This is a genomic window from Aliiroseovarius subalbicans, assembly GCF_022678625.1.
GTDB lineage: Bacteria > Pseudomonadota > Alphaproteobacteria > Rhodobacterales > Rhodobacteraceae > Aliiroseovarius_A > Aliiroseovarius_A subalbicans.
The window spans coordinates 104633-128707 of sequence record NZ_JALBYQ010000002.1 but is presented as its reverse complement, the minus strand read 5'-3'; the positions used below and the strand labels follow the sequence as shown (position 1 = coordinate 128707).

Below are 24075 nucleotides of genomic sequence, written 5' to 3'. Positions count from 1 at the left end.
AAGGAAGCGGGCGTAACGAGCGGACCCAAGACATGACAAGTGACCCCAATGCCTCGCCCATAAATCCGTTGCCACCCATCGTGGTGGCCCTGTCGGTGTTTCTTGTCGGGGTGGAATTGGTGTTCCAGGCGGGCAATGTGGGCTTTGTCGGCGGGCCCGAGGCGACCGGTTGGCGGCTTCAGGCGGTCGAGCGCTGGGGTTTTTACGAGCCGCTGTTCAACTGGATGGTGGAGAACCGGCAGATCCGCTGGGATTATCTGATGCGGTTCGTCACCTATCCTTTCGTGCACCAGAGCTTCACCCACATCGCCTTCGTGCTCGTGTTTCTGCTGGCGCTGGGCAAGCTGGTGGGAGAGATATTCAACGCCTGGGCGGTGCTGATCATCTTTTTCGGCGCGTCCATCTTCGGCGCGCTGGTCTATGGATTGGTCTGGGACACGCGGGTGATGCTGTTTGGTGGCTACCCGGCGGTCTATGGGTTGATCGGCTCCTATTCGTTCCTGTTGTTCGTGCGCCTGACCGGAACTGGTGAAAATCGTCTGATGGCGTTTCGCCTCATCGCCTTTCTGATGGCGATCCAGCTTGTGTTTTCCCTGTTCACAGGGGGCAGCCCGGACTGGGTCGCGGATGTGGCGGGCTTTGCGGCCGGCTTTGGCCTGTCGTTCCTGGTGGCGCCGGGGGGGTGGAGCCACGTTCTGGCGGTGCTCAGGCGGCGCTAACGCCCCGACGCGGCTCCCACCCATTGGAACGTTGAACCTGGCCGCGCGGTTGTGGTTCCCCACCCCGCCGCGCCGGGGCGTTACCCCCGCCGCATCGCTGCGCGAAATTCGCGGATGCGGAAGGCGCCCAGAAGCGATCCGATGCCGAAATAGCTGGTGATGCCCAGGGTGATCAGGATGGTGAGCGCCAGGTATTTCGACCCGCCGCCGCCAAACATCGGTCCGATCAGGATCACACTGCCATACAGCACCGCGCCCATCAGCCAACTGGCCGCGACGATGCGCCAGAAGCGGGACCAGAAGCGGCCGTCAAAGCGTGCCTCTTCGCCCATCTTCCAGCTGCCGCGCCACAGCATCAGCGTCATGGTCCAGCCAGCCACCGTGGTGCCAATCGCCGCCGCGATATAGCCGAAGACATAGCTGAGACCGATCGCGAGGCCTGCATTCACCACCAGCGCCACCAGCGCGTAGTAGAACGGCGTTTTCGTGTTTTCGCGGGCGAAGAAGATCGGTTGCAGCACCTTTTGCAGCACGAAAGCGGGCAGGCCCATGCCGTAAACCGCCACGGCAATTGCGGTTTTGGCGGTATCATCCGCATTGAAGGCACCGCGTTGGAACAGGGTTTCGATCAGCGGGCCGGGAATGACGATCAACGCGACGGACGCGGGAATGGTCAGTGCCAGCGACAGCTCACCCGCGCGGCTGAGCGCCTCGCGTCCGCCGTCAACGTCGCCCGCGCGCAAGCGGCGGCTGAGGTCGGGCAGGAGCACGACGCCAATGGCGATCCCGACCACGCCCAGCGGCAGTTGATACAACCGGTCGGCATAGTTCAGCCAGGCAATCGCGCCGTCAAAGAAGCTTGCGACCTGGCGCCCGATCAAAAGGTTGACCTGCACCACGCCACCGGCAAGGGCGGCGGGGGCGGCGATGATAGCCAGGCGTTTCAGTTCGGGCGTCATGTGTGGACGGCGCGGGATCAGGCGATACCCGGCACGCGAGGCCGCGATCCAGACCAGCACCAGCTGCGCCACGCCGGCAATCGGCACGGTCCAGGCCAGCGCGTCACCCACGTTCCACCCCATTGCCATCGCCGCCCCCATTGCGGCGATAAAGATGATGTTCAAAAGCACAGGGGCTGCGGCGGCGGCCACGAAGCGGTGGGTGGCATTCAGAACGCCTGACAAAAGCGCAGCCAAAGAGATGAACAGGATGTAAGGAAACGCAATCCGGCCATAGAGCACGGCCAAGTCGAAGCGGTCATCGGCCAGAAAACCCGACGCCATCGCCAGCACCAGCGCAGGCATGAAGATCTGCGCCAGGATGGTGAAGATCAGCACCACGAAGGCCAGCCCCGAGAACGCATCGCGGGCAAAGGACAGGGCGTCCTCCTTGCCTTCGACCTTTTTCGAAAACATCGGGATGAAGGCCATGTTGAACGCGCCTTCGGCGAAGAAGCGGCGGAACATGTTGGGCAGGGAGAAGGCGATCAGGAACGCCTCGGCCACCGGCCCCGCGCCCAGGGTTGCGGCGATCATGATGTCGCGCACGAAACCCAGGATGCGGCTGGCCATGGTCCAGCCCCCGACGGTCATGAATGCACGAAGAAGGCGCGGCGCGGCCATCAGGTGATGGCCCTTTCAACGCCCTGCTCGATCGCGTCGCGCAAACGACGTTCCAGCGTGCGCTGTTTGCTTTCGGTGTGGAATTTCAAACCGAACATGTCCTTCACATAAAAGGTATCGACCACCTGTTCGCCGTAAGTCGCGATCACCGCCGAGGCGATATAGACGTTCGAATTGGCCAAGGTTCGCGTCAAATCGAACAAAAGACCGGGGCGGTCGCGGGTGTCGACCTCGATGATCGTGTAAATCTCGGACCCTTCGTTGTCGAAGGTGATATGCGTGGGCACCTTGAAGGCGCGTTCGCGTTTCTTGATCTTGTCGCGTCCCGCAATGGCGTCGCGCGCGATCACTTCACCATACAACGTTTTCTGGATCATCTGACGCAGACGCGGCAGTTTCGCGGCGTCATAAGGGCTGCCGTCGCCGGCCTGCACCCAGAAGATCGCGGTGGCATAGCCGTCCTTCGACGTATAGGTGCGTGCGTCCACGATGTTGGCACCGACCAGGCTCAGCGCGCCGGCGAGACGCGAAAAGATGCCGGGGTGATCGGCCATCACGATATGCACCCGTGTCACGTCGCGGCCTTCGTCCAGCTCCAGCTCCAACCGGATTTCATCATCGCCGATGCCACGCAGCAGGCGGGCAAAGACGGTGTGGGCGGTGACGTGTAGGCCCTGCCAGTAGCTGTCATAATGACGCCCGGTTTCGACCTTCAGATCCTTCGCCTCCCAATCCGAAAGGGCTTCGCGCAGGGCGCGTTTCGCCTCGGCGCCCCGGTTTTCGCGGTTCAGATCCTCCATGCCGTTTTCCAGCGCCCGGCGGGTCTGGTTATACAGCGTGCGGATCAGCGTGGCCTTCCAATTGTTCCACACATTCGGCCCGACGCCCCGAATGTCACAGACCGTCAGAAGCGTCAGCAGGTCCAGCCGGCGCACACTTTTCACCGCCTTGGCGAAATCGCGCACCGTACGCGGGTCGGCAATGTCGCGTTTCTGGGCCATGTCTGACATTAAAAGGTGATGGCGCACCAGCCACTCGACGGTTTCGCATTCCTTGGCTGTCAGCCCCAGCCGCGGCGCCACCTTGCGCGAAATTTGTGCACCCAGGATCGAATGATCCTGCGGCCGGCCCTTGCCGATGTCATGGCACAGCATCGCCACCATCATCGTTTTGCGGTTGATGCCTTTGTCGATGATTTCCGAGCTGATCGGCAACTCATCGTCCAGCTCGTGCCGTTCGATTTGCGCGAAGTTCGAGATCACCTGGATCGTGTGTTCGTCCACCGTATAGGAGTGATACATGTTGAACTGCATCATCGCGACGATAGGTTCAAACTCGGGGATGAAGGCGGCAAGAACACCCAGTTCATTCATCCGCCGCAACGCGCGTTCCGGGTTGCCGTGCTTGACCAGAAGGTCCAGGAAAATGCGCGTTGCTTCCTTGTTCGACCGCATGTCGTCGTCGATCAGGTCCAGGTTCGCGCTGACCAACCGCATCGCGTTCGGGTGGATCAGCATCCCGGTGCGCAGGCCTTCCTCGAACAAGCGAAGGATGTTCAACTTGTCATCGTGAAAGACGCTGTCGTCTGGCACGGTCAGGCGACCGTTCTGTACCCGAAACGGCGCCTTGACCCGCTTTCGCCGGCGAAACAGCCCGGCCAAAAGCGGCTCTTTTTTCACATGCGCCTCTTCCAACCCGGTCAGGAAGATGCGTGTCAGGTCGCCAACGGCGGTGGCGTGGCGGAAATATTCCTGCATGAAGTGTTCCACCGCCCGGCGCCCGCCATGATCGGTGTACCCCATGCGCTCGGCCACCTCGACCTGCAGATCGAAGGTCAGCTGGTCCATCGCCCGGTTCGTCACAAGATGTAGATGGCAGCGCGTGGCCCAGAGAAAGGCATCCGCCTTCTGGAAGGTCTCATATTCCTCGGAGGTGAACATCTTGAGATCGACGAAATCGTGGATGTTATCGACCCGGTGCATGTATTTCGCGACCCAGAACAGGGTTTGCAGGTCACGCAACCCGCCCTTGCCCTCTTTCACGTTCGGTTCGACCATGTAGCGCTGGCCACCCTGCTTGCGATGGCGCGCGTCGCGTTCTGCCAGCTTTGCCTCGATGAACTCAGCCTCGGTGCCCTTGAACAACTCCGCCCAAAGCGTCTCGGTTAGTTCATTGCACAACCCGTCATCACCACACAGGGGGCGGTGTTCCAGAAGGGCGGTGCGGATCGTATAATCCTCGCCCCCCAACCGCAGGCAATCCTTCACCGTGCGCGACGCATGGCCGACTTTCAGGCGCAGATCCCACAGCATGTAAAGCATGCTTTCAATCACGCTTTCGGCCCAGGGGGTGATCTTGTAGGGCGTCAGAAACAGCAGATCGACGTCGGAATGCGGCGCCATTTCGAACCGGCCATAGCCGCCGACCGCCAGCACCGACAGGCGCTCGGACTGGGTCGCGTTGTTTAACCGGTGCAAGGTGCCGGTTGCGACTTCATGCACCGCGCAGACGATGCAATCGGTCAGCCAGGCATAGGCGCGGGTGGTGGCGTGGGCTTCGCGCGGCGCTTCAGCCAAAGCTGTGGCAATCGTCGTTCGCCCGGCCTTCATGGCTATGCGCAAGGTGGCCACAGTGTGCGCGCGGATCGCGGCATCGTCCTTAGCAACCGCGATCCCGTCCTGCAGCGCCGCACGCACTTGCGCGTGGTCGAAAATTGCCCCGGCGGGACAGATCAGGTTCTCGGGCAGATCAAACCCCGTGTGCGGCTCAGAACCCGGCACCGGAGAAGCTTCTGGGTGCGGGGTCGATGATCACGACCTGTTTGTTCTGAATCTGCGCCACGGCCAGACCCCGTTCGTTGGTGCCGTCGCCGCGCAGGCGGAAGATCCCGTTCACGCCGACAAAGCCCTGTGCCTGGGTCAGTGCAGTCCCGGTCAGCGCATCCGCCTTGCCCGCTTTGACCAGGGCACCAATGGCGGCAATCCCGTCATAGGCAAGTCCGGCAATCGGGTGCGGCGGGGTGCCGTAACGGGCCTGATACCGCGACTTGAATTGCGACGAAAGGGTCGGGTCGGGCATGGCGAACCAGCCGTTCTGCAGCCCCGGCAGTGCCAGCGCGTTGGCCGGGATGTCCCAGCGTTGCAGGCCGATGAACTGGGTCGTGGCTGGCTTTACCCCGTTTTCCGGAAGCAGACCGGCCAAGAACGGCAGCGCGCCCGAAGTGCCCGACGTCATAAACACCGATTGCGCGCCTGAGTTGCGGACTTGGCGGCTGATCGCGGGTAACGCATTGACGATGCCGTTTTGGCTCAACTCGAACCCGACGGTGCCGGCCAGCGAGGCGCCGGAATTGGCAATTGCACGATGGATCGCATCGCGGCCCAGGGTCTCGGCCGGGTCCTGCCCGTGCACGACCATGATCCGCCCCTTGCCCTGCCGATTGGCAAAGCGCACCAGGCGGTTCGCGGTGTTCTGGAACGTCGGGCCCAGGATAAAGACATTGCCCCCGGCAATGTCGGGGTTGTTGGAGAAGCTCAGGACATTCACGCCCTTGCTGGCTACGGCCACACCCGCTGCGTTGGCGTTTTGGGCAAACACCGGGCCAAGGATGATCTTGGCCCCGTCTTGCACGGCTTTGGAGGCGACAACCCCGGCCTGGTTGGCATTGCCAGCGGTGTTGTAAACCCGCAGGTCGACCGTGACGCCGTCGAGTTCGCTCATCGCCAGGCGGGCGGCGTTTTCCAGCGCCTGCGCCAGCGTCGCATCAGTGGCCTGACCGGACCCGCCGGGGACCAGAAGCGCGACCGGCACCGGTTTGCCTGTGTCGATCTTGGGACCACCACCCCCTGCGGGCAGCGTGACGTCACACGCTGACAGGTAAATCAGTGAAAGAGTTGCAAAGACAACGCTCAGCACCTTGCGGGCGCCACTCAAAACAGCAAACATGATACAGATCCTCGTTCCCGGCCGGTCGGTTGGGGAAGACTCGCCCCAAAAGCAATCAGTGGGGGCCATCATAAACGCCACACGACGCAGGTCCAGCCTTGAAACCCGAAATCAAACCCCTTGTTCCCGGCCTGTATCTTGTGGCCACCCCGATCGGCAATGCGCGCGATATCACGCTGAGGGCGCTGGACATTCTGGCGTCTTGCGATGTCATCGCCGCCGAGGACACGCGCACCGCGCGCAAGCTGCTTGAAATCCACGGTGTCGCGGTGGGCAATCGCCCGCTTATTGCCTATCACGATCATTCCGGCGCCTCTGGCCGGGCGGGAATCCTGAAGCTGGTGGGCGAAGGAAAATCCGTGGCTTATGTCAGCGAGGCCGGCACGCCGCTGGTGGCCGATCCGGGCTACGCCCTGGCGCGCGACGTGGGCGCGGCGGGGTTCACCGTGACGGCCGCCCCGGGTGCCTCGGCGGTCCTGACGGCGCTCAGCCTGTCAGCGCTGCCCAGCGACCGGTTCCTGTTCGCGGGTTTTGCCCCCACCGCCAAAGGCGCGCGCCGGACCTGGTTGCAGGAGCTTGTGGTGCTGCCGGCAACGTTGGTTCTCTACGAAAGCCCCAAACGCATTCATACTTTGTTAGCCGACTTGTGCGACATTGCCGATGAGACCCGGCAGGCGGCGATTGCGCGCGAGTTGACCAAGAAGTTCGAAGAGGTGCTGCGCGGCTCGCTGGCGGACCTGCGCGACCAGATCGCGGATCGCACTCTGAAAGGCGAAATCGTCCTGGTGCTGGATCGCGGTCAGGCCGCCGTGACCGACGAAACGATGGAGGATGCCTTGCGCAAGGCGATGGAGACCATGAGCGTGAAAGACGCGGCCGCAATGGTGGCCGCGGCGCATGGCTTGCCGAAACGCAAGGTCTATCAGGCCGCCTTGGAGCAGAAACCATGACCCATTTGACCAATCACCTGGCCGGACAGGCGGCGGAAGAGGCGGTCGAAGCCGACTATGTCCGCCGGGGTCATCGCGTGGCGGCCCGACGCTGGCGTGGGTCGCGCGGTGAAATCGACCTGGTGATGCGCAGTGACGAAGGGCTGGTCTTCATCGAGGTGAAGAAATCGCGCAGCTTTGCCCGCGCCGCCGAACGTCTGTCCCGCGCCCAGATGCAGCGCATCTATGGCGCCGCGTCGGAATTCCTGGCTGGCGAACCTGACGGACAGAACACCGCCCTGCGCTTCGACGTTGCCTTGCTGGATCAATCCGGCCAGATGAAGATCATCGAAAACGCCATCGGTTTCTGAGCGGCGCCCATTGCACCGGCCGCCCCCCTGCGCCATGTAGAAGGGACGAGAAAACCGGGAGCCGCGCCATGCCCTTGAAAATCGCCATTCAGATGGACCCGATCGATGCCATCGACATCGACGCTGACAGCTCCTTTCGCATCGCCGAAGAGGCGCAGGCGCGCGGGCATGAGCTATTTTACTATACGCCAGATAAGCTGAGCTACCGCGAAGGCGTGGTGATGGCGCGCGGCTGGCCGCTGACGGTGCGGCGTGAAAAGGGCAACCATTTCACGCTGGGTGAAGAAAAGGACATCGATCTGTCGACCCAGGATGTGGTCTGGCTGCGCCAAGACCCGCCGTTCGACATGGGCTATATCACCACGACGCATATCTTGGACATGATCCACCCGAAAACCCTGGTGGTGAATGATCCGTTCTGGGTGCGCAACTATCCCGAAAAGCTGCTGGTGCTGGAGTTTCCGGACCTGACCCCGCCGACGATGATCGCGCGGGATCTGGAGACGCTGAAAAGCTTCAAGCATGAACATGGCGATATCATCCTGAAGCCGCTGTACGGCAACGGCGGGGCCGGGGTGTTCCGGCTGGACCCGAATGACCGCAACCTTGCCTCGCTGCATGAGCTTTTCGCGGGCATCAACCGCGAGCCTTTGATTGCGCAGAAGTTTCTGCCGGCCGTCAGCGCCGGGGACAAGCGGATCATTCTGGTTGATGGCGAACCCGTGGGCGCGATCAACCGCGTGCCGGCGGCGGGTGAGACCCGGTCGAACATGCATGTTGGCGGACGCCCCGAGAAGATCGGCCTGAGCGACCGCGACTTGGAAATCTGCGCTACCATCGGCCCGCTTCTGCGCGAAAAGGGTCAGGTTTTTGTCGGCATCGACGTGATCGGTGACTGGCTGACCGAGATCAACGTGACCTCGCCCACCGGCATCCAGGAGCTCGAGCGCTTCGACGGGGTCAACATCGCCGCAAAGATCTGGGACGCGATCGAAGCGCGGCTTGCCTGAGCCTGGCGGTCAGTTCAGCGCGGCAATGGCCAGGCGATAGCTTGCCGCCTCGGCCAGATGCGGTTTGCGAACGGTCTCTGCACCATCCAGATCAGCGATCGTGCGCGCAACACGCAGCACGCGGTGGTAGCCCCGCGCCGACAGGCCGAAGCGTTCAGCGACCTTGAGCAGGAACGCGCGTCCCTCGGCGTCTGGCGTGGCGATGTCCTCCAACATGGCGCCTTCGGCGTCGGCGTTCACACGCATCCCGTCCCGCCCGGCGAACCGTGCCGCCTGTACGTCACGGGCGGCGTTCACGCGGGCGGCCACGGTGGCGGAGCTGTCGCCGATGTCGGGGAGGTCCAGGTCGGTGAACGCGACCGGCGGCACCTCAACCCTGAGATCGAACCGGTCCATAAGCGGGCCCGAGATCCGACCCAGGTAATCCTCGCCACAGACCGGCACGCGGGCGCAGGCCCGGTTGGGATCGGCCAGTTGCCCGCATTTGCAGGGGTTTGCCGCCGCCATCAGCATGAAGCGGCAGGGGTATTTCACATGGGCGTTGGCGCGTGCCACCACGACTTCGCCGGTCTCGACAGGTTGGCGCAGGGTTTCCAGCACAGTGCGGCTGAACTCGGGAAACTCATCCATGAACAGCACGCCATTGTGCGCAAGGCTGATCTCTCCAGGTTTTGCACCACGCCCGCCGCCAACGATGGCCGCCATCGACGCGGTGTGATGCGGCTCGCGAAACGGGCGCGTGCGGGAAATGCCGCCTTCGTCCAGCAAGCCCGACAGCGAATGGATCATTGAGGTCTCAAGCGCCTCCATCGCCGACAACGGAGGCAGTAGACCGGGCAGTCGGGCGGCGAGCATGGATTTGCCCGCGCCGGGGCTGCCCACCATCATCATGTGGTGGCGCCCGGCGGCGGCGATTTCCAGCGCGCGTTTGGCACGTTCCTGACCCTTCACGTCGCGCAGATCGCGCCCGCTCGGGTCCGACGTGACCTCGCCTGGGTCGGCTGGGGGCAGGGGCGATTGCCCGGTGAAATGTTGGATCACCGCGGCCAGTGTCCGCGGCGCGATGACCCTCGCGGCGATGACCCAGGCGGCCTCGGCGCCGCAAGCATGCGGGCAGATCAGGGTGCGGTCCTCTTCCGCCGCCGCAAGGGCGGCGGGCAGGGCACCGATCACGGGGACCAGCGATCCGTCCAATGACAACTCACCCAGGGCAACGCTTGCTTCGACCTCTTCCGGCGGAATAATGTCGAGCGCGGCCAGCAGCGCCAGCGCGATGGGCAGGTCGAAATGCGAGCCTTCTTTTGGCAGGTCGGCGGGCGACAGGTTGATGGTGATCCGCTTGGAGGGCAGCGCGATCGACATCGCCGACAGCGCCGCGCGCACCCGGTCGCGGGCCTCGGACACGGCCTTGTCGGGCAGGCCGACGATGGAAAAGGCGGGCATGCCGGGCGACAGGGCGCATTGCACCTCGACCGGGCGGGCCTCGATCCCTTCGAAGGCGACCGTATAGGCGCGGGTGACCATGAAATGCTCCGTTAACCAAACTCTGAAGAATGGTTAACGCGCCAGTGGTTTAAGAAAGGTTAACGCGCCCACAGGAGTGGTCAGGACGTGGGCCAGGGCGCGCTGTCGAGACCCTGGGCATAGGGCTCGGGGTTGTAAGACACTTTGAGCCCCTCCGCCCGCCAAGCCTGGATCGCCGGGTCGGCCAGCGTTTGCGCGACATAGGCGGCGGCCTCCGCGCCCACCGGCAGGTCATAGCCCGCGATGCGGATCGCGATGGGGGCAAAGAACACGTCGGCCAGCGAATAGGCGCCGAACAGCCACGGGCCAGAGGTGCCAAACCGCGCGCGGGCCAGTGCCCACATTTCCTCAATACGCGTCAGATCGGCCTGCACGGCGGGCGAGACGTCGAAGCCTTTCCACTGCCGCAACATTTGCATTGGACAGGCCTCGCGCAGCGCGCCGTATCCTGAGTGCATTTCACTGACCATCCAACGGGCAAAGGCACGGGCAGCGGGGTCGCTGGGCCACAGCCCGGCCGTTGGATGCCGTTCCGCCAGAGTTTCGGCCATTGCCAGCGTGTCGCCAACCACGACGCCATCAGGGCAGCGCATCACCGGGACCAGCCGGGCCGGGGCCAGCGGGGCCAGGTCGTCTTTCATCGTGCCAGCATACAGCCCGATCATGTGGGTGCGCTGCGCGATGTCGAACTTTTCAAACATCAGCCAGCCGCGCAGGGACCAGGAGGAAAACGTCCGGTCACCGATATAAAGATCATAAGTCATGGTCGCAGGGTAGCGGCAGTTCGGGCGGGCGCAAAGCCTGGAATCGTGAGACAGCCCATCACGGGATGTGATTGATTTCGGGCACATGTGTGTCGGTCGGGCCAAGCTCGATTCGGGTCACTGAAAGGTTGTCGATCCGCTGTGCCAGGATGTCCGCCGGCGTGCGGCGCAAGGCAAGCGCCAGCTGCGTCAGGATTACGCCGAAATGGGCCACGATGATCACCTCGTCGTACCGGGACAGGCGCGCGACAGCGCGCGACACACGGGTCTGGGTCTCATGCCAGCTTTCGCCGTTCGGGGGCCGCACGTCACCGGGGTTTTCCCAATAGGCGCGTGACAACTCCGGGTCGCGGGCTTCGATTTCAGGGAAAGACATCAGCTCCCAATCGCCGAAATGCATTTCGCGCAGATCGGGATCGTCAGGCAGGCGGGGTCGGGCACCCTGAATGGCATCCGCCGTGGCGCGGGTGCGGGTAAGGTCCGACGAAATCACCGGCGCATGCGGTAGATGGGACGACAGGCGTGCCAGCCGCACGGTGTCGGACAGGTCGGCGGGCAAGTCGGACCAGCCGACCATGGTCTTTGCGTGGGTCGGCCCGTGCCGCACCCACCAAAAGCGCGTCATTTCAACACCAGGGGCAGGCCCGCGATCACCGTGATGACCCGGTCCGCCTGAGCCGCAAGCCTTCGGTTCAACGCGCCCTGCGCATTGCGAAACCGCCGCGCCAGCGCGTTTTCCGGCACGATCCCGGTGCCGACTTCGTTCGTGACGACGACGACCGGGGCGGGGCAGGCGGCAAGGGCGGCCAGCAGTGCGGTCTCTTCCTGGGCAAGGTCGTTGTCGGAAAACATCTGATTTGTCAGCCAAAGAGTCGCGCAATCGACCAGAACGGCGTCACCCTTCGCAACCTCGGACAGGGCGGGGCGCAGATCTAGCGGCGCCTCGATCGTGCGCCAATTGGACCCGCGCCGCGCCTTGTGATCGGCGATTTTCTCTTCCATTTCCGCGTCATAGGCTTGTCCTGTGGCAATATAGGTGAGCGGGCGATCTGTGGCGGTCAGCAGCGCCTCGGCATGGTCGGACTTGCCCGATGCGGCGCCGCCGATGATCAAGGTGAGGGCAGGAATATCTGTCATGCGCCCGGCCTAGCATTGCCGGTGGGGCCTTGAAAAGGGCCGGGCGGTTGCGCGGGGCGGAGGGTGGTGCCATGTATCGAGGCATGAAACATGTGTTGATCTGGTTGTTGATGGCAGGCGCGGCGCTGGCGGCGTCCGAGGAGGTGCCCGACGTTCTGATCGTCGGCGAGGTGCACGACAATCCGGTGCATCACGACGTACAGGCCGATTTCGTCGCCCGAATGCAGCCCGCCGCCCTGGTGGTCGAGATGCTGGACAGTGACCAGGCCGGGCGGATCACGGGCATTCTGGCCGGGGACCCAGGTGCCGCCTCCGAGCTTTTGGGCTGGAACGCTCGTGGCTGGCCGGATTTCGAGATGTATCGCCCGATCTTCACCGCGTCCCCGGCCCGCATCTATGGCGCTGCGGTCCCGCGAGAGGTGGCGCGGGCCGCCTATGGTGGCGGAATAGCGGCGCATTTCGGGGACGGGGCGGCGGCTTATGGTCTGGAGGATGCGTTGCCTGAGGACGAGTTGAGCCAGCGGCTGGATTTGCAGTTCAGAGCGCATTGTGACGCGATGCCACGCGACGCGTTGGGCGGGATGATCGCGGTGCAGCGGCTGCGTGATGCCACGCTGGCGCGCGCGGTGGTTCAGGCGCTGGAGGAGGTCGGTGGTCCTGTGGTGGTGATCACTGGCAACGGGCATGCGCGGCGCGACTGGGGGGTGCCGTCCTATCTGGCACGGGTGGCGCCTGACGTGACGGTGGCCGTGGTCGGACAAGGTGAAGACGGCGAGGTGCCTGATGGCGGTTTTGACCTGGTGCTGGACGCCCCGTCGGTGGACCGACCGGACCCGTGCGAGGCGTTTCGCTGACGCCCGCTTTGGGCAACGCCCACCCGCCCTCCCCGTTGCCCAAAGCGGGCGGAAGCGCTTGTTTTTGCGCTTCCGGGTCCGTAACACTCGAAAGAACCACAGACGGGGGCCATCATGCTGGCAGACAAGCGCATTCTTCTGATCATCGGCGGCGGGATCGCGGCGTTCAAATCGCTGGACCTGATCCGCAGGCTGCGGGAGCGTGGGGCGTCGGTCGTGCCGGTGATCACGAAAGCGGGGCAGGAATTCGTGACGCCTTTGTCCGCCTCCGGGCTGGCGGCGGAAAAGGTCTATACCGATCTGTTCGACCTGACGGATGAGGCCGAGATGGGCCATATCGAGCTGAGCCGCTCCGCCGACCTGGTGGTGGTCGCCCCCGCCACCGCGGATCTGCTGGGCAAGATGGCCGGCGGGCTGGCCAATGACCTGGCCTCGACGCTGTTGATGGCCACGGACAAGCGGGTTCTGGTGGCGCCGGCGATGAATGTGCGGATGTGGGAGCATCCCGCCTGCCAGCGCAATGTCGCGACCTTGAAAGCAGATGGCGTGTTGTTCGCGGGGCCGAACGAAGGCGCGATGGCCTGCGGCGAATTCGGGCCCGGCCGCATGGCTGAGCCGTTGGAGATCGTGGCAGAGGTCGAGGCGGCCTTGGCGGACGGTCCGATGACAGGCAAGCATGTGCTCGTCACCTCCGGCCCGACCCATGAGCCGATCGACCCGGTGCGCTATATCGCCAACCGCTCATCAGGTGCGCAGGGCAGTGCGATTGCCGCAGCGCTGGTGGCGCTGGGGGCTGATGTGACGTTCGTTACCGGTCCGGCGGACGTGCCGCCGCCGGCCGGCGTGAAAGCGGTCGCGGTTGAAACCGCGCGTGAGATGCTGGAGGCGGTCGAGGCCGCCTTGCCGGCTGACGCGGGCATCTTCGCCGCCGCGGTGGCCGACTGGCGGGTGGCCAGCGAAAGCGGTTCCAAGATCAAGAAAGACGGCAGCGGGGCGTTGCCCGTGCTGGAGTTTGCGGAAAACCCCGACATCCTGGCGCAGGTCAGTCAGATGAAGAAGGGTCGTCCCGGTCTGGTCGTGGGGTTTGCCGCTGAAACCGACGATGTGATCGCCCATGCCACCGCCAAGCGGGCGCGCAAGGGGTGCGATTGGATCGTGGCCAATGACGTGAGCCCGGAGACCGGGATCATGGGTGGGTCTGAGAATGCCGTGACGGTGATTTCCGTCGAGGGGGCCGAGGCCTGGCCTCGGATGGGCAAAGATGAGGTCGCCCGGAAACTTGCCGCGCGTGTGGCCGAGGCTCTAGCGCCATAATTTCATGCCTCCGGCTGGGATATTTGGGGAAAGATGAAATACATGCCCGAAGTTCGAATGGTCTGGGACGCTGGCGCGGACACCACGTTGGCGCTGCCGTCTTACGAAACGCCGGGATCGGCGGGGGCGGATTTGCGCGCGAACCTGTCCGTGGCGGATCGCGAGGCGGGCCTTGTGCTGGCACCGATGGCGCGGCGGATCGTTCCGACAGGGCTGCGGGTGGAAATTCCGCACGGGTATGAGATGCAGATCCGCCCCCGCTCGGGCCTGGCGTTGAAGCACGGTATCACGCTGCTCAACACCCCCGGCACGATCGACAGCGATTATCGCGGGCCGCTGGGGATTTTGATGGTGAACCTGGGGGACGAGGATTTCGTTGTGCGTCACGGGGACCGGATCGCCCAGGCGGTGATCGCGCCGGTTGTGCAGGTCGGATTTGAGCTGGTGCAGGTGCTGGGCGACACGGCACGCGGGGCGGGCGGTTTCGGCTCGACGGGACGCAAATGATCTGGGTTCTGCTGATCGTGGCGGCGATCTGGGGCGGCGGACATGTCCTGGAGGTGCCCAGGTCACGGCGCTGGTTGTTGATCGGGATCGTGATGCTGGCGGTGTTGCTGGTCCACGCGACATTACCGTCGGGCAGCCCCTTGGTGCGGGCGATCGGGGGCAGCTTCATGGGTTGGGTGGTCGGGTTGGGTATACTGGCGTTGATCGCGGGCTATGGGGTCGGCCTCAAGGCCTTGAAGGCACGCGTGTCAGTAGCCCCTGAGATCGCGCAAGGCCCGTTTTCGGACACCGAGCTGGACCGCTATGCCCGCCACATCGTGCTGCGCGAAATCGGCGGGCCGGGGCAGATGGCGTTGAAAAAGGCCAAAGTGCTGGTGGTGGGCGCGGGCGGGCTGGGCAGCCCTGTGCTTTTATATCTGGCCGCAGCGGGCGTGGGCACGATTGGCGTGGTGGACGACGACGTGGTCGACAATTCCAACCTGCAACGCCAGGTGATCCACCGCGACGCCGATATCGGCATGCCCAAGGTGTTTTCCGCCGAACGCGCGATGCGTGCCCAGAACCCGGCCATCGAGGTGAAGCCGTATAATCGGCGGCTGGACGATGACAACGCCGGGGCCTTGATTGCCGAGTATGACCTGGTGCTGGAAGGCACCGACAATTTCGCCACGCGGTATCTGGTAAACCGGGTCGCTGCGAAGCTGGGCAAACCGGTGATCGGCGGCGCATTGAGCCAGTGGGAAGGGCAGATTTCAACCTTCGACCCGGCCAAAGGCGCGCCCTGTTACCAATGCATCTTTCCCGAAGCGCCCGCGCCGGGGCTTGCGCCCTCTTGTTCCGAGGCCGGCGTGGTCGGCCCCCTGCCGGGCGTGATCGGCGCGATGATGGCGGTCGAAGCGGTGAAGGAGATCACCGGCGCGGGCGAGGGGTTGCGCGGACGCATGATGATCTTTGACGCGATGTATGCCGAAACCCGCATGATCAAGACCAAGCGGCGCGAAGGCTGCCCGGTTTGTGGTTGAGCTACGCCCACTTGCCGTTGGCGATGCCGAGGCGCTTTTCGCCTTCGAACTGGAAAATCGTATCTGGTTTGAGCACTGGGTTGGCCCGCGACCTCCGACTTATTGGGAGGTTAGATCGCTGCGCGAGATCATTGCGGCGCAGGTGGCTGATGCGGACGCCATGTTCCTGATCTGGCAAGGCGAAGAGATCGTCGGTCGGGTGAACCTGACCGCATTCGACGCGGGCGTGGCGCAGCTGGGATACCGCGTGGGCGAACGCCATACCGGACGGGGCATGGCCAGCCGCGCGGTGGCGCTTGCGCTGGGTGAGGCCACCACCCTGGGGCTGTGGGAGGTCGAAGCCCGGGTGCGGGACGGCAACGCGGCCTCGCGCCGGGTTCTTGAACGGACCGGGTTTCGGGTCACGGGGCGCGACGGGCAGGGCGACGATGTGGTGACGCTTTACCGCAAATTCCTGGGCTGATCGCCCTTGCCTTTGCAATGCGCTCGGCCCTAGGCTGCACCGGCCAAAGATTTACATAACCGGGGGGTTCCCATGAAATTTCTTGCCGCAATTACCGCTGCCGCTCTGGCCGCGTTCACCTCGTCCGCGATGGCGCAAGACCTGCCTGATCTGGGCGGAAAAACCGTCGTTGTCGTGACCGAAAACGCCTATCCGCCCCTGCAATTCATCGAACCGGGGTCGGGCGATGCGATCGGCTGGGAATACGACGCGATGGCTGAGATCGCGACGCGGCTGAACATCACCGTGGAATACCAGAACATCAGCTGGGACGCGATGATCCCCGCCGTGTCCGAAGGTCAGTATGACCTGGGCATGACCGGTATCACGATCCGCGAAGACCGCGCCGAGATCGTCGATTTCTCGGAGGCCTACATGCGTTCGGAAATGGTGATGCTGGTGCGCGGCGACGAAGAGCGGTTCACCGACGCGGCCTCCTTCGCTGCTGACGCCGACCTCCTGATGGCCGCACAGCCCGGCACCACGCCGTTCTATGTCGGCGTCTATGACGTGCTGGATGGCGACGAAGCCACCCCGCGTATCGTCAAGTTCGAAACCTTCGGCGCAGGCGTGCAAGCGCTGCGCGCAGGCGACGTGGACCTGGTTCTGACCGATGGCACCGCGGGCAACGGTTACGTGGCCGCAAGCGACGGAGGACTGAAGATCGTCGGCGAAAAGCTGGGTACCGAGGACTTCGGGTTCATCTTCCCCAAAGGCTCGGATCTGGTTGCACCGATCAACGCTGCGATTGCGGCGATGGGTGCCGATGGCACGCTGGACGCGCTGAACACCAAGTGGTTCCTCGACTACAAGATCGGCGGCTGATGAAAGCGCGGCGGGCGTGATCGCGCCCGCCCATCCCTGATGGTTCCCAATTCTCAACCCGACGACGATTTCCCCTGGTGGCTGGTCTTTGCCATCGGTCTGGCGGCGCTGTTTTTCTACCGCATCGTGGTGGACGACCTGTATATGCAGGTGCTGGGCACGCTGGCCAAAGGCGTCAAAATCACCGTCTTCGTCACCCTGATCGGGTTCTTTACCGCCTGTGTCATCGGGCTGAGCCTGGCGGTCGCGACCCTGTCGCGGTTCCTGATCCTGCGGCAATTGGCACGGTTCTATATCGAAATCATACGCGGCATTCCGATCATCGTCTTGCTGCTTTACGTGGCCTTCGTGATCGCACCGGCAATGGTCGCCGGGTGGAACTGGTTGGCCGATAGCGTCGGTCTGGACCCGATCCGCACACGGGATTTCCCGCTCTTGTGGCGCGCGACGCTGGCGCTGACCATCGGCTATTCCGCCTTCATCGCCGAGGTCTTTCGCGCGGGCCTTCAGGCCGTCGACGTGGGCCAGGTCGAGGCCGCGAAGGCGCTGGGCCTGAACGGCTGGCAACGCTTTCGCCTGATCAAATGGCCCCAGGCCTTCCGCATGATCCTGCCGCCTCTGGGCAATGATTTCGTGGCGATGGTGAAAGACAGCTCGCTGGTCTCGGTGCTGGGCGTCGCCGACATCACCCAGCTGGGCAAAGTCACCGCGGCGGGAAATTTCAGGTATTTTGAGACCTACAATGTCGTCGCATTGATCTACCTGACGATGACGGTCACCCTGTCGCTGGCCTTACGCCGGTTGGAGCATCGATTGCGTGAACGCACTGGGGGTGACTGACGCGAGATATGGAAACCCACGCGCCCCGCGTGATTAGGTTTCGGACAAAGGAGATTCACATGACCAACCCGCTTCTGTCCAGCTGGGAAACCCCGTTCGGCTTGCCGCCTTTTGAGGCGATCACGGATGAGGATTTTGAACCGGCCTTCAACGCCGCCCTGGACGATGCCCGCGTGCGGCTGGCGCAGATCGCGGACAATCCCGACCCCGCCAGTTTTGCCAACACGATCGAAGCACTGGAACGCGCGGACGAGCTTCTGAGCCAGGTTTTGGGCGTGTTCTACAACGTGGCCGGGGCGGATTCGACGCCGAAACGCGAAGAGTTGCAGCGGGTGTTTTCGCCGAAGCTGGCCGCCTATTCCGCCGAGGTCTCGATGAACCCGAAGCTATTCGAGCGGGTGGAAACCCTGTGGCTGGCTCGTGACACGCTTGGGCTGAACGACGAACAGGCCCGCGTCCTGATGTTGACCCGCCGTGGGTTCGTGCGCGCCGGTGCGCTGCTGAAAGGTGACGCGCGAGATCGCTTCAAACAGGTGCAGGAACGTCTGGCGGTGCTGGGCACCGAGTTCATGCAGAACCTTCTGGCCGATGAACGCGATTGGCACATGGAGATCGAGGGCGACGATCTTGATGGCCTGCCTGATTTCGTGCTGGACGCCGCCCGCGCCGCCGGGGCTGAGAAGGGCACGGATCACCCGGTGGTCACCCTGTCACGCTCGCTGATCACGCCATTCCTGCAATTTTCACCCCGCCGCGACCTGCGCAAGCGGGCCTATGAGGCCTATACCGCACGCGGCGCCAATGGCGGCGACACCGACAACCGCGCGATTGCCGCCGAGGTGCTGGCGCTGCGCCAGGAACGCGCGCAGCTGCTTGGCTATGACGACTTTGCCCAGTTCAAACTGGAAACCGAAATGGCGGGTCATCCGGACCGGGTGCGCGATTTGTTGATGGAGGTTTGGACCCCCGCCAAATCCGCCGCCTTGCGGGATGCGGCGACGATGACCGAAATGCTGAATGCTGACGGGATCGAAGGTGACCTTGAGCCGTGGGACTGGCATTTCTATGCCGAGCGGCGACGCCAGCAGGAACATGATCTGGATGAGGGTGAACTCAAACCCTATCTGCAACTCGACCGGATGATCGAAGCGGCGTTTTCCGTCGCGAACCGCCTGTTTGGGCTGGAGTTCGCGCCGCTCGATGTGACGCTCTACCACGACGATGCCCGCGCCTGGGATGTGACGCGGGACGGCCAGCACATGGCGGTCTTCGTGGGCGATTACTTCGCACGTGGCTCGAAACGCTCGGGCGCCTGGTGCTCGGCGATGCGCAGCCAGCAGAAACACGCGGGCGACATCCGGCCGATCGTCGTGAACGTCTGCAACTTCGCCAAATCCGAGCCGGGCAAGCCCGCGCTTTTGTCCTGGGATGACGCGCGTACGCTGTTTCACGAATTCGGCCACGCGCTGCACCAGATGCTGTCGGATGTGACCTATGAAAGCATTTCCGGCACCTCGGTCGCGCGCGACTTTGTCGAACTGCCCAGCCAGTTGTTCGAACACTGGCTGGAAGTGCCCGAAGTGCTGGGCGAATTTGCCACCCACGCGGAAACCGGCGCGCCGATGCCCAAGGCGATGCTGGACCGGCTGCTGGCCGCAGCAACCCATGACATGGGGTTCTCGACGGTGGAATTCGTGGCCTCGGCGCTGGTGGATCTGTCCTTCCACGAAGGCAATGCACCTGCCGACCCGATGCAGGCCCAGGCCGAGGTGCTGGACGCGATCGGCATGCCGAAAGCGATCCGCATGCGCCACGCCACACCGCATTTCGCCCATGTCTTCGCCGGGGACGGATATTCGTCCGGCTACTACAGCTACATGTGGTCCGAGGTGATGGATGCCGATGCGTTCGACGCCTTCCTTGAGGCCGGCGATCCATTCCATGCCGAAACCGCCGCACTGTTGGAAAAGCACATCCTGTCAGCGGGTGGCTCGGTCGAGGCCGAGGACCTTTACAAGGCGTTTCGCGGGCGCTTGCCGGGGGTCGAGGCGCTTTTGAAAGGGCGCGGGTTGCTGGATGCCTAAGCCGCGACCCTAGCCGCGCGAGGGGTCATCGGGATGCGGTTGAACCCCGACCGGATCTTTGTGCAACATCACGTCGGTCTGCGGATAAGCGGTAAGGATCGCGCGCCGCAGCCCGGCGCCGATGGCATGGGCTTCATCCAACGTCTGATTGCCGTCCAGCTCGATATGCATGTTCACGAAGGTCACTGAGCCGGCCATACGTGTTTTCACGTCGTGAAACCCGTGCACGCCGGGAAAGTCGCGGGCGATCGCCTCGATCCCGGCCACCAGCTTGGGGTCAGCGGCGCGGTCCATCAGTGCGTCCCACGCGCCCTTGAAGATGCGCAACGCCCCGACCGCCAGCAGGATCGCGGCCCCAATCGCCACCACGCTGTCGATCTGCTCCATGCCGAACCAACTGGCCACCCAAAGCGAGGCGATCGCGCCGATGTTCGGGATCAGGTCGCCCAGGTAATGCAGGCTGTCGGCCTTCACGACCTTTGACCCGGTTACCCGCGCCACCCGACGTTGCCATAGGACCAGCGCCAGAGTCAGCACGATCGAGATCGACATCACCACGATGCCCTTGCCCTGATGCATGATCGGGGCGGGTTCATTCGACAGCAAACGCGCGATGGCGGCCCAGGTGATCACCCCGGCCGACACCAGGATGAACAGGCTTTGTCCCAGCGCGGCCAGATCTTCGGCCGAGGTGTGGCCGAAGGTGTGGTCGTCGTCAGCAGGGCGCGACGCGTACCAGATCGCGGCCAGCGCCCCCAGCGACACCATCAGGTCCATCGCCGAATCCGCCAGCGACGCGGCCACCGACAGCGCGTTGGTTTCCCCCAGCGCCCACAGCTTCAGCCCCACCAGCGTCACCGCCACAAGGGCGGACGCCAGCCCGGCGGACAGGTTCATGCGCGTGCGTGCATCGGCCATACTGTTGGCTCCCTGTTTCTTGCCAACGGCTGCAAGGCTTTGGATCCTTGATCACCGCGGGCTTGCGGCCTGGGTTGCTCTCAGCCCTTCTTGGCGGCCTCGATGGATTGCTCCAAAACATCCAATCCCTCGGCGAACACCTCGTCCGGGATCGTGATCGGGGCCAGGAAACGCACGACGTTTCCGTAGACGCCACAGGTCAGCAGGATCAGGTTGCGCTCCAGCGCCTCTGTGCGAACGCGGTTGGCAAAATCCGCGTCAGGGGCGCTGCCGTCGGCGCTGTTGAATTCGGCTGCGACCATGAAGCCGGGGCCACGGACGTCGACCATTTGTGGTGTGGTGCGGCGGATCTGCTCAAGCCGCTGCTTCAGCCGTGACCCCAAGGCATTGGCACGGGCGCACAGGTCTTCTTCTTCGATGATGTCCAGAACAGCATGGGACGCTGCGATGCCAAGCGGGTTGCCGGCATAGGTGCCACCCAACCCACCCGGGTTGGCCGCATCCATCAGATCGGCACGGCCTGTCACAGCGGCCAGCGGCAGGCCGCCCGCCAACCCCTTGGCCATCGTGGTAAGGTCCGCCGCAACGTCATAGCCGTCCATGGCAAACATGTGACCGGTCCGGGCGAATCCGGTCTGAACTTCATCGGCTATCAATACGATGCCGTGCTCGTCACAAAGGGCGCGCAATCCGCGCATCAACTCGGCCGGTGCCTGATAAAAACCGCCCTCGCCCTGAACCGGCTCGATGATAATGGCCGCCACCCGGCCCGGATCAAGATCGGCCTTGAACAGCTTGGTCAGCGCGCCCAGTGATTGTTCAGTCGAGATGCCGTGCAAATCAATCGGGAACGGTACGTGGAATACATCGGGCATCATCGCCCCGAAGCCCTTCTTGTACGGCTCGACTTTGCCGGTCAGGCTCATCCCCATGAAGGTCCGACCGTGAAAACCACCGCCAAAGGCAATGACTGCCGGGCGGCCGGTGGCCGCGCGCGCCACCTTGATGGCATTCTCCACCGCCTCGGCCCCGGTCGTGACAAAGATGGTTTTCTTGTCAAAGTCGCCGGGCGCCATTTCGTTCAGTCTTTCGGCAAGCGAAATGTAGTTTTCATAGGGCACGACCTGGTGGCAGGTATGGGTGAAGGCCTTCACCTGTTTTTCCACGGCCGCGATAACCTTGGGATGGCAATGGCCGGTGTTCACAACCGCGATGCCAGCTGCAAAATCGATATAGCGATTGCCTTCAATGTCCCAGATCTCGGCATTCTCTGCACGTTCGGCAAAGACCTGTGTCATCATGCCGACACCCCGGGAAATCGCCTGTTCGCGACGCTTGCTGACTTCAGCGTTTTTCATCTTAGATAGACCCCATGCTTCGCCACCATGAACCTGTGGCACGGAAAGTTGAGAACCCCGATTGGGCTTGGAGGGACCGCCGGGATTCGTTCAAATCGACCGTCACGGAAAGATGCGGCATTGTCTAGAGGAAGGTGCTTGATGTCACCTCCTGCGCTGTTGTCGGCGTAGGGCGCGCAAACTTGGTGCTCCATCATGGACTGAATTCACGTTTGATCGTCGCGGTGTGAGGCTGCTAGCAGGACGAATAGGGCGTCACAGGAACGCCTTGTCGCGCAAGCGCGCCCAGGCGCGCGCGGCGAATTTATCCTTTGCAGGTTCCAGCAGGCGCAGGCCCAGAAACCAATAAAAGTACTTCTCATACGGGAACGCGGCCATAGCTTCAGCCCCGAACTCCAGCGCCTCGCGCAGGTCGGCGGCGGTGTGGGCGGTCAGCGTGGCTTGCCAGTATTCCGTTTTGCCGCAGGTGATGACCGGGCATTTCTGCATCAGGGCTTCGAACCCTGTGGTCGACGTCTGGGTCACCACAAGGTCCGCGGCTTCGATCAGATCGTGAATGCTCGCCTCGGACAGCTTCACGTTCGGATAATCCTGTGTCACATCCATCAGTGCCCGGCGGCTGGAACGGGATTGTGCCGGGTGCAGTTTCACATAGATTCGCGCGTCGCGGTCGTGCTCGGCCACGGTGCGGATCATCTCTTCGTTCGTCAGGTAATGTGTGCGGGGGCTCTGCGCCTCGATGTCCTGGCAGAAGATCACCGCCTTCGCGCCGCGCAGGGGGGCGTGCATGCGCACCTCTTGTGGGGATTGCGAGATGTTCTCGCGCAGCATGTAACCGGTGACCCCGTCGAAGAAATACTTGGCTTTGTCGTAGTCCACCAATTCGGCGCAGAACTGTGCAAATCGTATCGAGCTTTGACCGCCAATTCCCAGCTCATCAAGATACCAAAAACCCCAGATAGGCCCGGGATGCAGGTGTAGCGTGTTGGTGGCCAGCCCTGTCGCGCCGCCCAGGATCAGGCGAAGGTCACCGTGCGCGTCATCGTGTGGGCGCGCGTCCAGAACAGCCGCAGCCTTGCTGCCTGCTGCCACCGTCAGCACCTGGTAACCCTCCCGTGTCGCGCGAGTTGCGATCTTGTGCACCGCGTCGATCTTTTCGTCCTGAAGGCGGGCCAGCCAACCCTCGTTGGCATGGATCACCACCGCGCGCCCCGGCGCGACCCGTTTGGCGCTGCGTTTGGAGGTGACATGGTCCATGTCAGTCAATGACCTCGCCCGCGCGCACGCCCCAAAGGGTTGGCTTCGGGGTCCAGCCCTTATGGCCCTCGGCGCGGATGCGGCACCACTCCACCGCGCATTGGTCGATGCGGGCGATGACCCCGGCTTCGAGATAGGCGTTCACGGCGCTTTCGGGGTCGGCGCGGGAATACAGCGGGGTCAGGTCGGTTTCGACGATCGCCGTGCGCACACCAGACAGAAGCGAATAATGAACCCAACCGCCAACGCCATCACGGTCCTGCACCCGGCGCCAGTGGCCGAACTCGCCGGTCACCTCAAGCGGCATGCCGCGCGCTTTGAACACCCAGTCGATTCGGTGAGTCAGCGACGGACCGCGCCGCACGTTGCCTTCGCCGGTCTTCAGCGACACGAAACGAGGTATCGGCAGGTTCGTGACCGCGCCACGTTCCTGGTCCTTCGCTTGCGCGCTTACGGCTATGAAAACGGCCAGACTTCCGGCCAAAACTGCCCCGAAAAATCGCATTCGGCGATCCTCACCCACTCTCACGGCCCACCATCGGGCCATACACTGCCATCCCGCAGGGTCTTTTT

General features: G+C 63.5%; 23 protein-coding genes. 12 read left to right on the top strand and 11 right to left on the bottom strand.

Annotated features, from left to right (window positions below; all coding sequences use genetic code 11):
• Positions 1 to 32: 32 nt before the first annotated feature.
• Complete coding sequence (locus tag MN188_RS08385; RefSeq protein ID WP_242107822.1) at positions 33 to 719, top strand: rhomboid family intramembrane serine protease; 687 nt, start codon at positions 33 to 35, stop codon at positions 717 to 719.
• Positions 720 to 799: 80 nt separating this feature from the next.
• Here MN188_RS08385 and murJ read toward each other — a convergent pair whose 3' ends face one another.
• The 3 genes from murJ to MN188_RS08370 are packed head-to-tail and all read right to left on the bottom strand — an operon-like array spanning position 800 to position 6286.
• Complete coding sequence (murJ, locus tag MN188_RS08380; RefSeq protein WP_242107819.1) at positions 800 to 2341, bottom strand: murein biosynthesis integral membrane protein MurJ; 1542 nt, start codon at positions 2339 to 2341, stop codon at positions 800 to 802.
• The gene (locus MN188_RS08375) at positions 2341 to 5121 is read right to left on the bottom strand and encodes a [protein-PII] uridylyltransferase (RefSeq protein ID WP_242107817.1); all 2781 of its coding nucleotides are present in this window, start codon (positions 5119 to 5121) and stop codon (positions 2341 to 2343) included. Before MN188_RS08375 ends, murJ begins: the two co-directional genes overlap by 1 nt.
• On the bottom strand, positions 5108 to 6286 hold the full coding sequence (locus tag MN188_RS08370) for a penicillin-binding protein activator (protein ID WP_242107808.1): 1179 nt from the start codon (positions 6284 to 6286) through the stop codon (positions 5108 to 5110). The genes MN188_RS08375 and MN188_RS08370 overlap by 14 nt, the downstream gene beginning before the upstream one ends.
• A gap of 98 nt (positions 6287 to 6384) precedes the next feature.
• On the opposite strand from MN188_RS08370, the gene rsmI reads away from it, so the two are divergent.
• The 3 genes from rsmI (at position 6385) to gshB (ending at position 8596) form a co-directional block, all read left to right on the top strand.
• Positions 6385 to 7236 carry a 16S rRNA (cytidine(1402)-2'-O)-methyltransferase gene (gene rsmI, locus MN188_RS08365; RefSeq protein ID WP_242107806.1) on the top strand — a complete coding sequence of 284 codons (852 nt, stop codon included), beginning with the start codon at positions 6385 to 6387 and terminating at the stop codon, positions 7234 to 7236.
• On the top strand, positions 7233 to 7586 hold the full coding sequence (locus MN188_RS08360) for a YraN family protein (protein ID WP_242107803.1): 354 nt from the start codon (positions 7233 to 7235) through the stop codon (positions 7584 to 7586). Before rsmI ends, MN188_RS08360 begins: the two co-directional genes overlap by 4 nt.
• A 68-nt stretch (positions 7587 to 7654) precedes the next feature.
• Positions 7655 to 8596: a glutathione synthase gene (gene gshB / locus MN188_RS08355; protein WP_242107801.1), complete on the top strand. Its 942-nt coding sequence runs from the start codon at positions 7655 to 7657 to the stop codon at positions 8594 to 8596.
• A gap of 9 nt (positions 8597 to 8605) precedes the next feature.
• Here gshB and MN188_RS08350 read toward each other — a convergent pair whose 3' ends face one another.
• The 4 genes from MN188_RS08350 to cobU form a co-directional block, all read right to left on the bottom strand.
• Positions 8606 to 10120: a YifB family Mg chelatase-like AAA ATPase gene (locus tag MN188_RS08350; RefSeq protein WP_242107792.1), complete on the bottom strand. Its 1515-nt coding sequence runs from the start codon at positions 10118 to 10120 to the stop codon at positions 8606 to 8608.
• A gap of 80 nt (positions 10121 to 10200) precedes the next feature.
• Positions 10201 to 10884 (bottom strand): glutathione S-transferase, encoded by a 684-nt coding sequence (locus MN188_RS08345; RefSeq protein WP_242107791.1) that lies wholly within the window; start codon positions 10882 to 10884, stop codon positions 10201 to 10203.
• 58 nt (positions 10885 to 10942) lie between these two features.
• The gene (locus MN188_RS08340) at positions 10943 to 11509 is read right to left on the bottom strand and encodes a histidine phosphatase family protein (RefSeq protein WP_242107789.1); all 567 of its coding nucleotides are present in this window, start codon (positions 11507 to 11509) and stop codon (positions 10943 to 10945) included.
• Positions 11506 to 12021 carry a bifunctional adenosylcobinamide kinase/adenosylcobinamide-phosphate guanylyltransferase gene (gene cobU, locus MN188_RS08335; RefSeq protein WP_242107787.1) on the bottom strand — a complete coding sequence of 172 codons (516 nt, stop codon included), beginning with the start codon at positions 12019 to 12021 and terminating at the stop codon, positions 11506 to 11508. The genes MN188_RS08340 and cobU overlap by 4 nt, the downstream gene beginning before the upstream one ends.
• A gap of 83 nt (positions 12022 to 12104) precedes the next feature.
• Between cobU and MN188_RS08330 the strand changes: the two genes are divergently transcribed.
• From MN188_RS08330 to MN188_RS08295, 8 genes are all read left to right on the top strand, one after another.
• Positions 12105 to 12875, top strand: coding sequence for a ChaN family lipoprotein (locus MN188_RS08330; RefSeq protein WP_242107779.1), 771 nt, complete (start codon positions 12105 to 12107; stop codon positions 12873 to 12875).
• Between the two features lie 114 nt (positions 12876 to 12989).
• Positions 12990 to 14189, top strand: a complete 1200-nt coding sequence (coaBC, locus tag MN188_RS08325) for a bifunctional phosphopantothenoylcysteine decarboxylase/phosphopantothenate--cysteine ligase CoaBC (protein WP_242107777.1) — start codon at positions 12990 to 12992, stop codon at positions 14187 to 14189.
• Between the two features lie 33 nt (positions 14190 to 14222).
• Positions 14223 to 14696, top strand: a complete 474-nt coding sequence (dut, locus tag MN188_RS08320) for a dUTP diphosphatase (protein ID WP_420838971.1) — start codon at positions 14223 to 14225, stop codon at positions 14694 to 14696.
• A complete protein-coding gene (locus tag MN188_RS08315) occupies positions 14693 to 15718 on the top strand; it encodes a HesA/MoeB/ThiF family protein (RefSeq protein ID WP_242107773.1) in 1026 nt (341 codons plus the stop codon). Before dut ends, MN188_RS08315 begins: the two co-directional genes overlap by 4 nt.
• Positions 15711 to 16181, top strand: a complete 471-nt coding sequence (locus MN188_RS08310) for a GNAT family N-acetyltransferase (RefSeq protein ID WP_242107770.1) — start codon at positions 15711 to 15713, stop codon at positions 16179 to 16181. The genes MN188_RS08315 and MN188_RS08310 overlap by 8 nt, the downstream gene beginning before the upstream one ends.
• 72 nt (positions 16182 to 16253) lie before the next feature.
• Positions 16254 to 17045 (top strand): transporter substrate-binding domain-containing protein, encoded by a 792-nt coding sequence (locus MN188_RS08305; protein ID WP_242107768.1) that lies wholly within the window; start codon positions 16254 to 16256, stop codon positions 17043 to 17045.
• Between the two features lie 39 nt (positions 17046 to 17084).
• Positions 17085 to 17885 (top strand): amino acid ABC transporter permease, encoded by an 801-nt coding sequence (locus MN188_RS08300; RefSeq protein WP_242107766.1) that lies wholly within the window; start codon positions 17085 to 17087, stop codon positions 17883 to 17885.
• A 59-nt stretch (positions 17886 to 17944) separates the two neighbouring features.
• The gene (locus tag MN188_RS08295; protein ID WP_242107757.1) at positions 17945 to 19969 is read left to right on the top strand and encodes a M3 family metallopeptidase; all 2025 of its coding nucleotides are present in this window, start codon (positions 17945 to 17947) and stop codon (positions 19967 to 19969) included.
• A 9-nt stretch (positions 19970 to 19978) separates the two neighbouring features.
• On the opposite strand, the gene MN188_RS08290 is transcribed toward MN188_RS08295, so the two are convergent.
• From MN188_RS08290 to MN188_RS08275, 4 genes are all read right to left on the bottom strand, one after another.
• On the bottom strand, positions 19979 to 20887 hold the full coding sequence (locus MN188_RS08290) for a cation diffusion facilitator family transporter (RefSeq protein ID WP_242107755.1): 909 nt from the start codon (positions 20885 to 20887) through the stop codon (positions 19979 to 19981).
• Between the two features lie 80 nt (positions 20888 to 20967).
• Complete coding sequence (locus MN188_RS08285; protein ID WP_242107747.1) at positions 20968 to 22245, bottom strand: 4-aminobutyrate--2-oxoglutarate transaminase; 1278 nt, start codon at positions 22243 to 22245, stop codon at positions 20968 to 20970.
• A gap of 255 nt (positions 22246 to 22500) precedes the next feature.
• Positions 22501 to 23502, bottom strand: a complete 1002-nt coding sequence (locus tag MN188_RS08280) for a capsular polysaccharide export protein, LipB/KpsS family (protein ID WP_242107745.1) — start codon at positions 23500 to 23502, stop codon at positions 22501 to 22503.
• A 1-nt stretch (position 23503) separates the two neighbouring features.
• Complete coding sequence (locus tag MN188_RS08275) at positions 23504 to 24007, bottom strand: SH3 domain-containing protein (RefSeq protein WP_242107743.1); 504 nt, start codon at positions 24005 to 24007, stop codon at positions 23504 to 23506.
• Between the last annotated feature and the right edge of the window lie 68 nt (positions 24008 to 24075).

What these genes read in the sequence shown, in the direction of transcription:
- MN188_RS08280 (WP_242107745.1), bottom strand. Translation starts at nt 23,502, where the DNA reads ATGGACCATGTCACCTCCAAACGCAGCGCCAAACGGGTCGCGCCGGGG.
- MN188_RS08295 (WP_242107757.1), top strand. Translation starts at nt 17,945, where the DNA reads ATGACCAACCCGCTTCTGTCCAGCTGGGAAACCCCGTTCGGCTTGCCG.
- MN188_RS08315 (WP_242107773.1), top strand. Translation starts at nt 14,693, where the DNA reads ATGATCTGGGTTCTGCTGATCGTGGCGGCGATCTGGGGCGGCGGACAT.
- MN188_RS08285 (WP_242107747.1), bottom strand. Translation starts at nt 22,245, where the DNA reads ATGAAAAACGCTGAAGTCAGCAAGCGTCGCGAACAGGCGATTTCCCGG.
- MN188_RS08350 (WP_242107792.1), bottom strand. Translation starts at nt 10,120, where the DNA reads ATGGTCACCCGCGCCTATACGGTCGCCTTCGAAGGGATCGAGGCCCGC.
- MN188_RS08340 (WP_242107789.1), bottom strand. Translation starts at nt 11,509, where the DNA reads ATGACGCGCTTTTGGTGGGTGCGGCACGGGCCGACCCACGCAAAGACC.
- cobU (WP_242107787.1), bottom strand. Translation starts at nt 12,021, where the DNA reads ATGACAGATATTCCTGCCCTCACCTTGATCATCGGCGGCGCCGCATCG.
- MN188_RS08275 (WP_242107743.1), bottom strand. Translation starts at nt 24,007, where the DNA reads ATGCGATTTTTCGGGGCAGTTTTGGCCGGAAGTCTGGCCGTTTTCATA.
- MN188_RS08330 (WP_242107779.1), top strand. Translation starts at nt 12,105, where the DNA reads ATGAAACATGTGTTGATCTGGTTGTTGATGGCAGGCGCGGCGCTGGCG.
- dut (WP_420838971.1), top strand. Translation starts at nt 14,223, where the DNA reads ATGAAATACATGCCCGAAGTTCGAATGGTCTGGGACGCTGGCGCGGAC.
- MN188_RS08385 (WP_242107822.1), top strand. Translation starts at nt 33, where the DNA reads ATGACAAGTGACCCCAATGCCTCGCCCATAAATCCGTTGCCACCCATC.
- MN188_RS08290 (WP_242107755.1), bottom strand. Translation starts at nt 20,887, where the DNA reads ATGGCCGATGCACGCACGCGCATGAACCTGTCCGCCGGGCTGGCGTCC.
- murJ (WP_242107819.1), bottom strand. Translation starts at nt 2,341, where the DNA reads ATGGCCGCGCCGCGCCTTCTTCGTGCATTCATGACCGTCGGGGGCTGG.
- coaBC (WP_242107777.1), top strand. Translation starts at nt 12,990, where the DNA reads ATGCTGGCAGACAAGCGCATTCTTCTGATCATCGGCGGCGGGATCGCG.
- MN188_RS08305 (WP_242107768.1), top strand. Translation starts at nt 16,254, where the DNA reads ATGAAATTTCTTGCCGCAATTACCGCTGCCGCTCTGGCCGCGTTCACC.
- MN188_RS08300 (WP_242107766.1), top strand. Translation starts at nt 17,085, where the DNA reads ATGGTTCCCAATTCTCAACCCGACGACGATTTCCCCTGGTGGCTGGTC.
- MN188_RS08370 (WP_242107808.1), bottom strand. Translation starts at nt 6,286, where the DNA reads ATGTTTGCTGTTTTGAGTGGCGCCCGCAAGGTGCTGAGCGTTGTCTTT.
- gshB (WP_242107801.1), top strand. Translation starts at nt 7,655, where the DNA reads ATGCCCTTGAAAATCGCCATTCAGATGGACCCGATCGATGCCATCGAC.
- MN188_RS08360 (WP_242107803.1), top strand. Translation starts at nt 7,233, where the DNA reads ATGACCCATTTGACCAATCACCTGGCCGGACAGGCGGCGGAAGAGGCG.
- MN188_RS08345 (WP_242107791.1), bottom strand. Translation starts at nt 10,884, where the DNA reads ATGACTTATGATCTTTATATCGGTGACCGGACGTTTTCCTCCTGGTCC.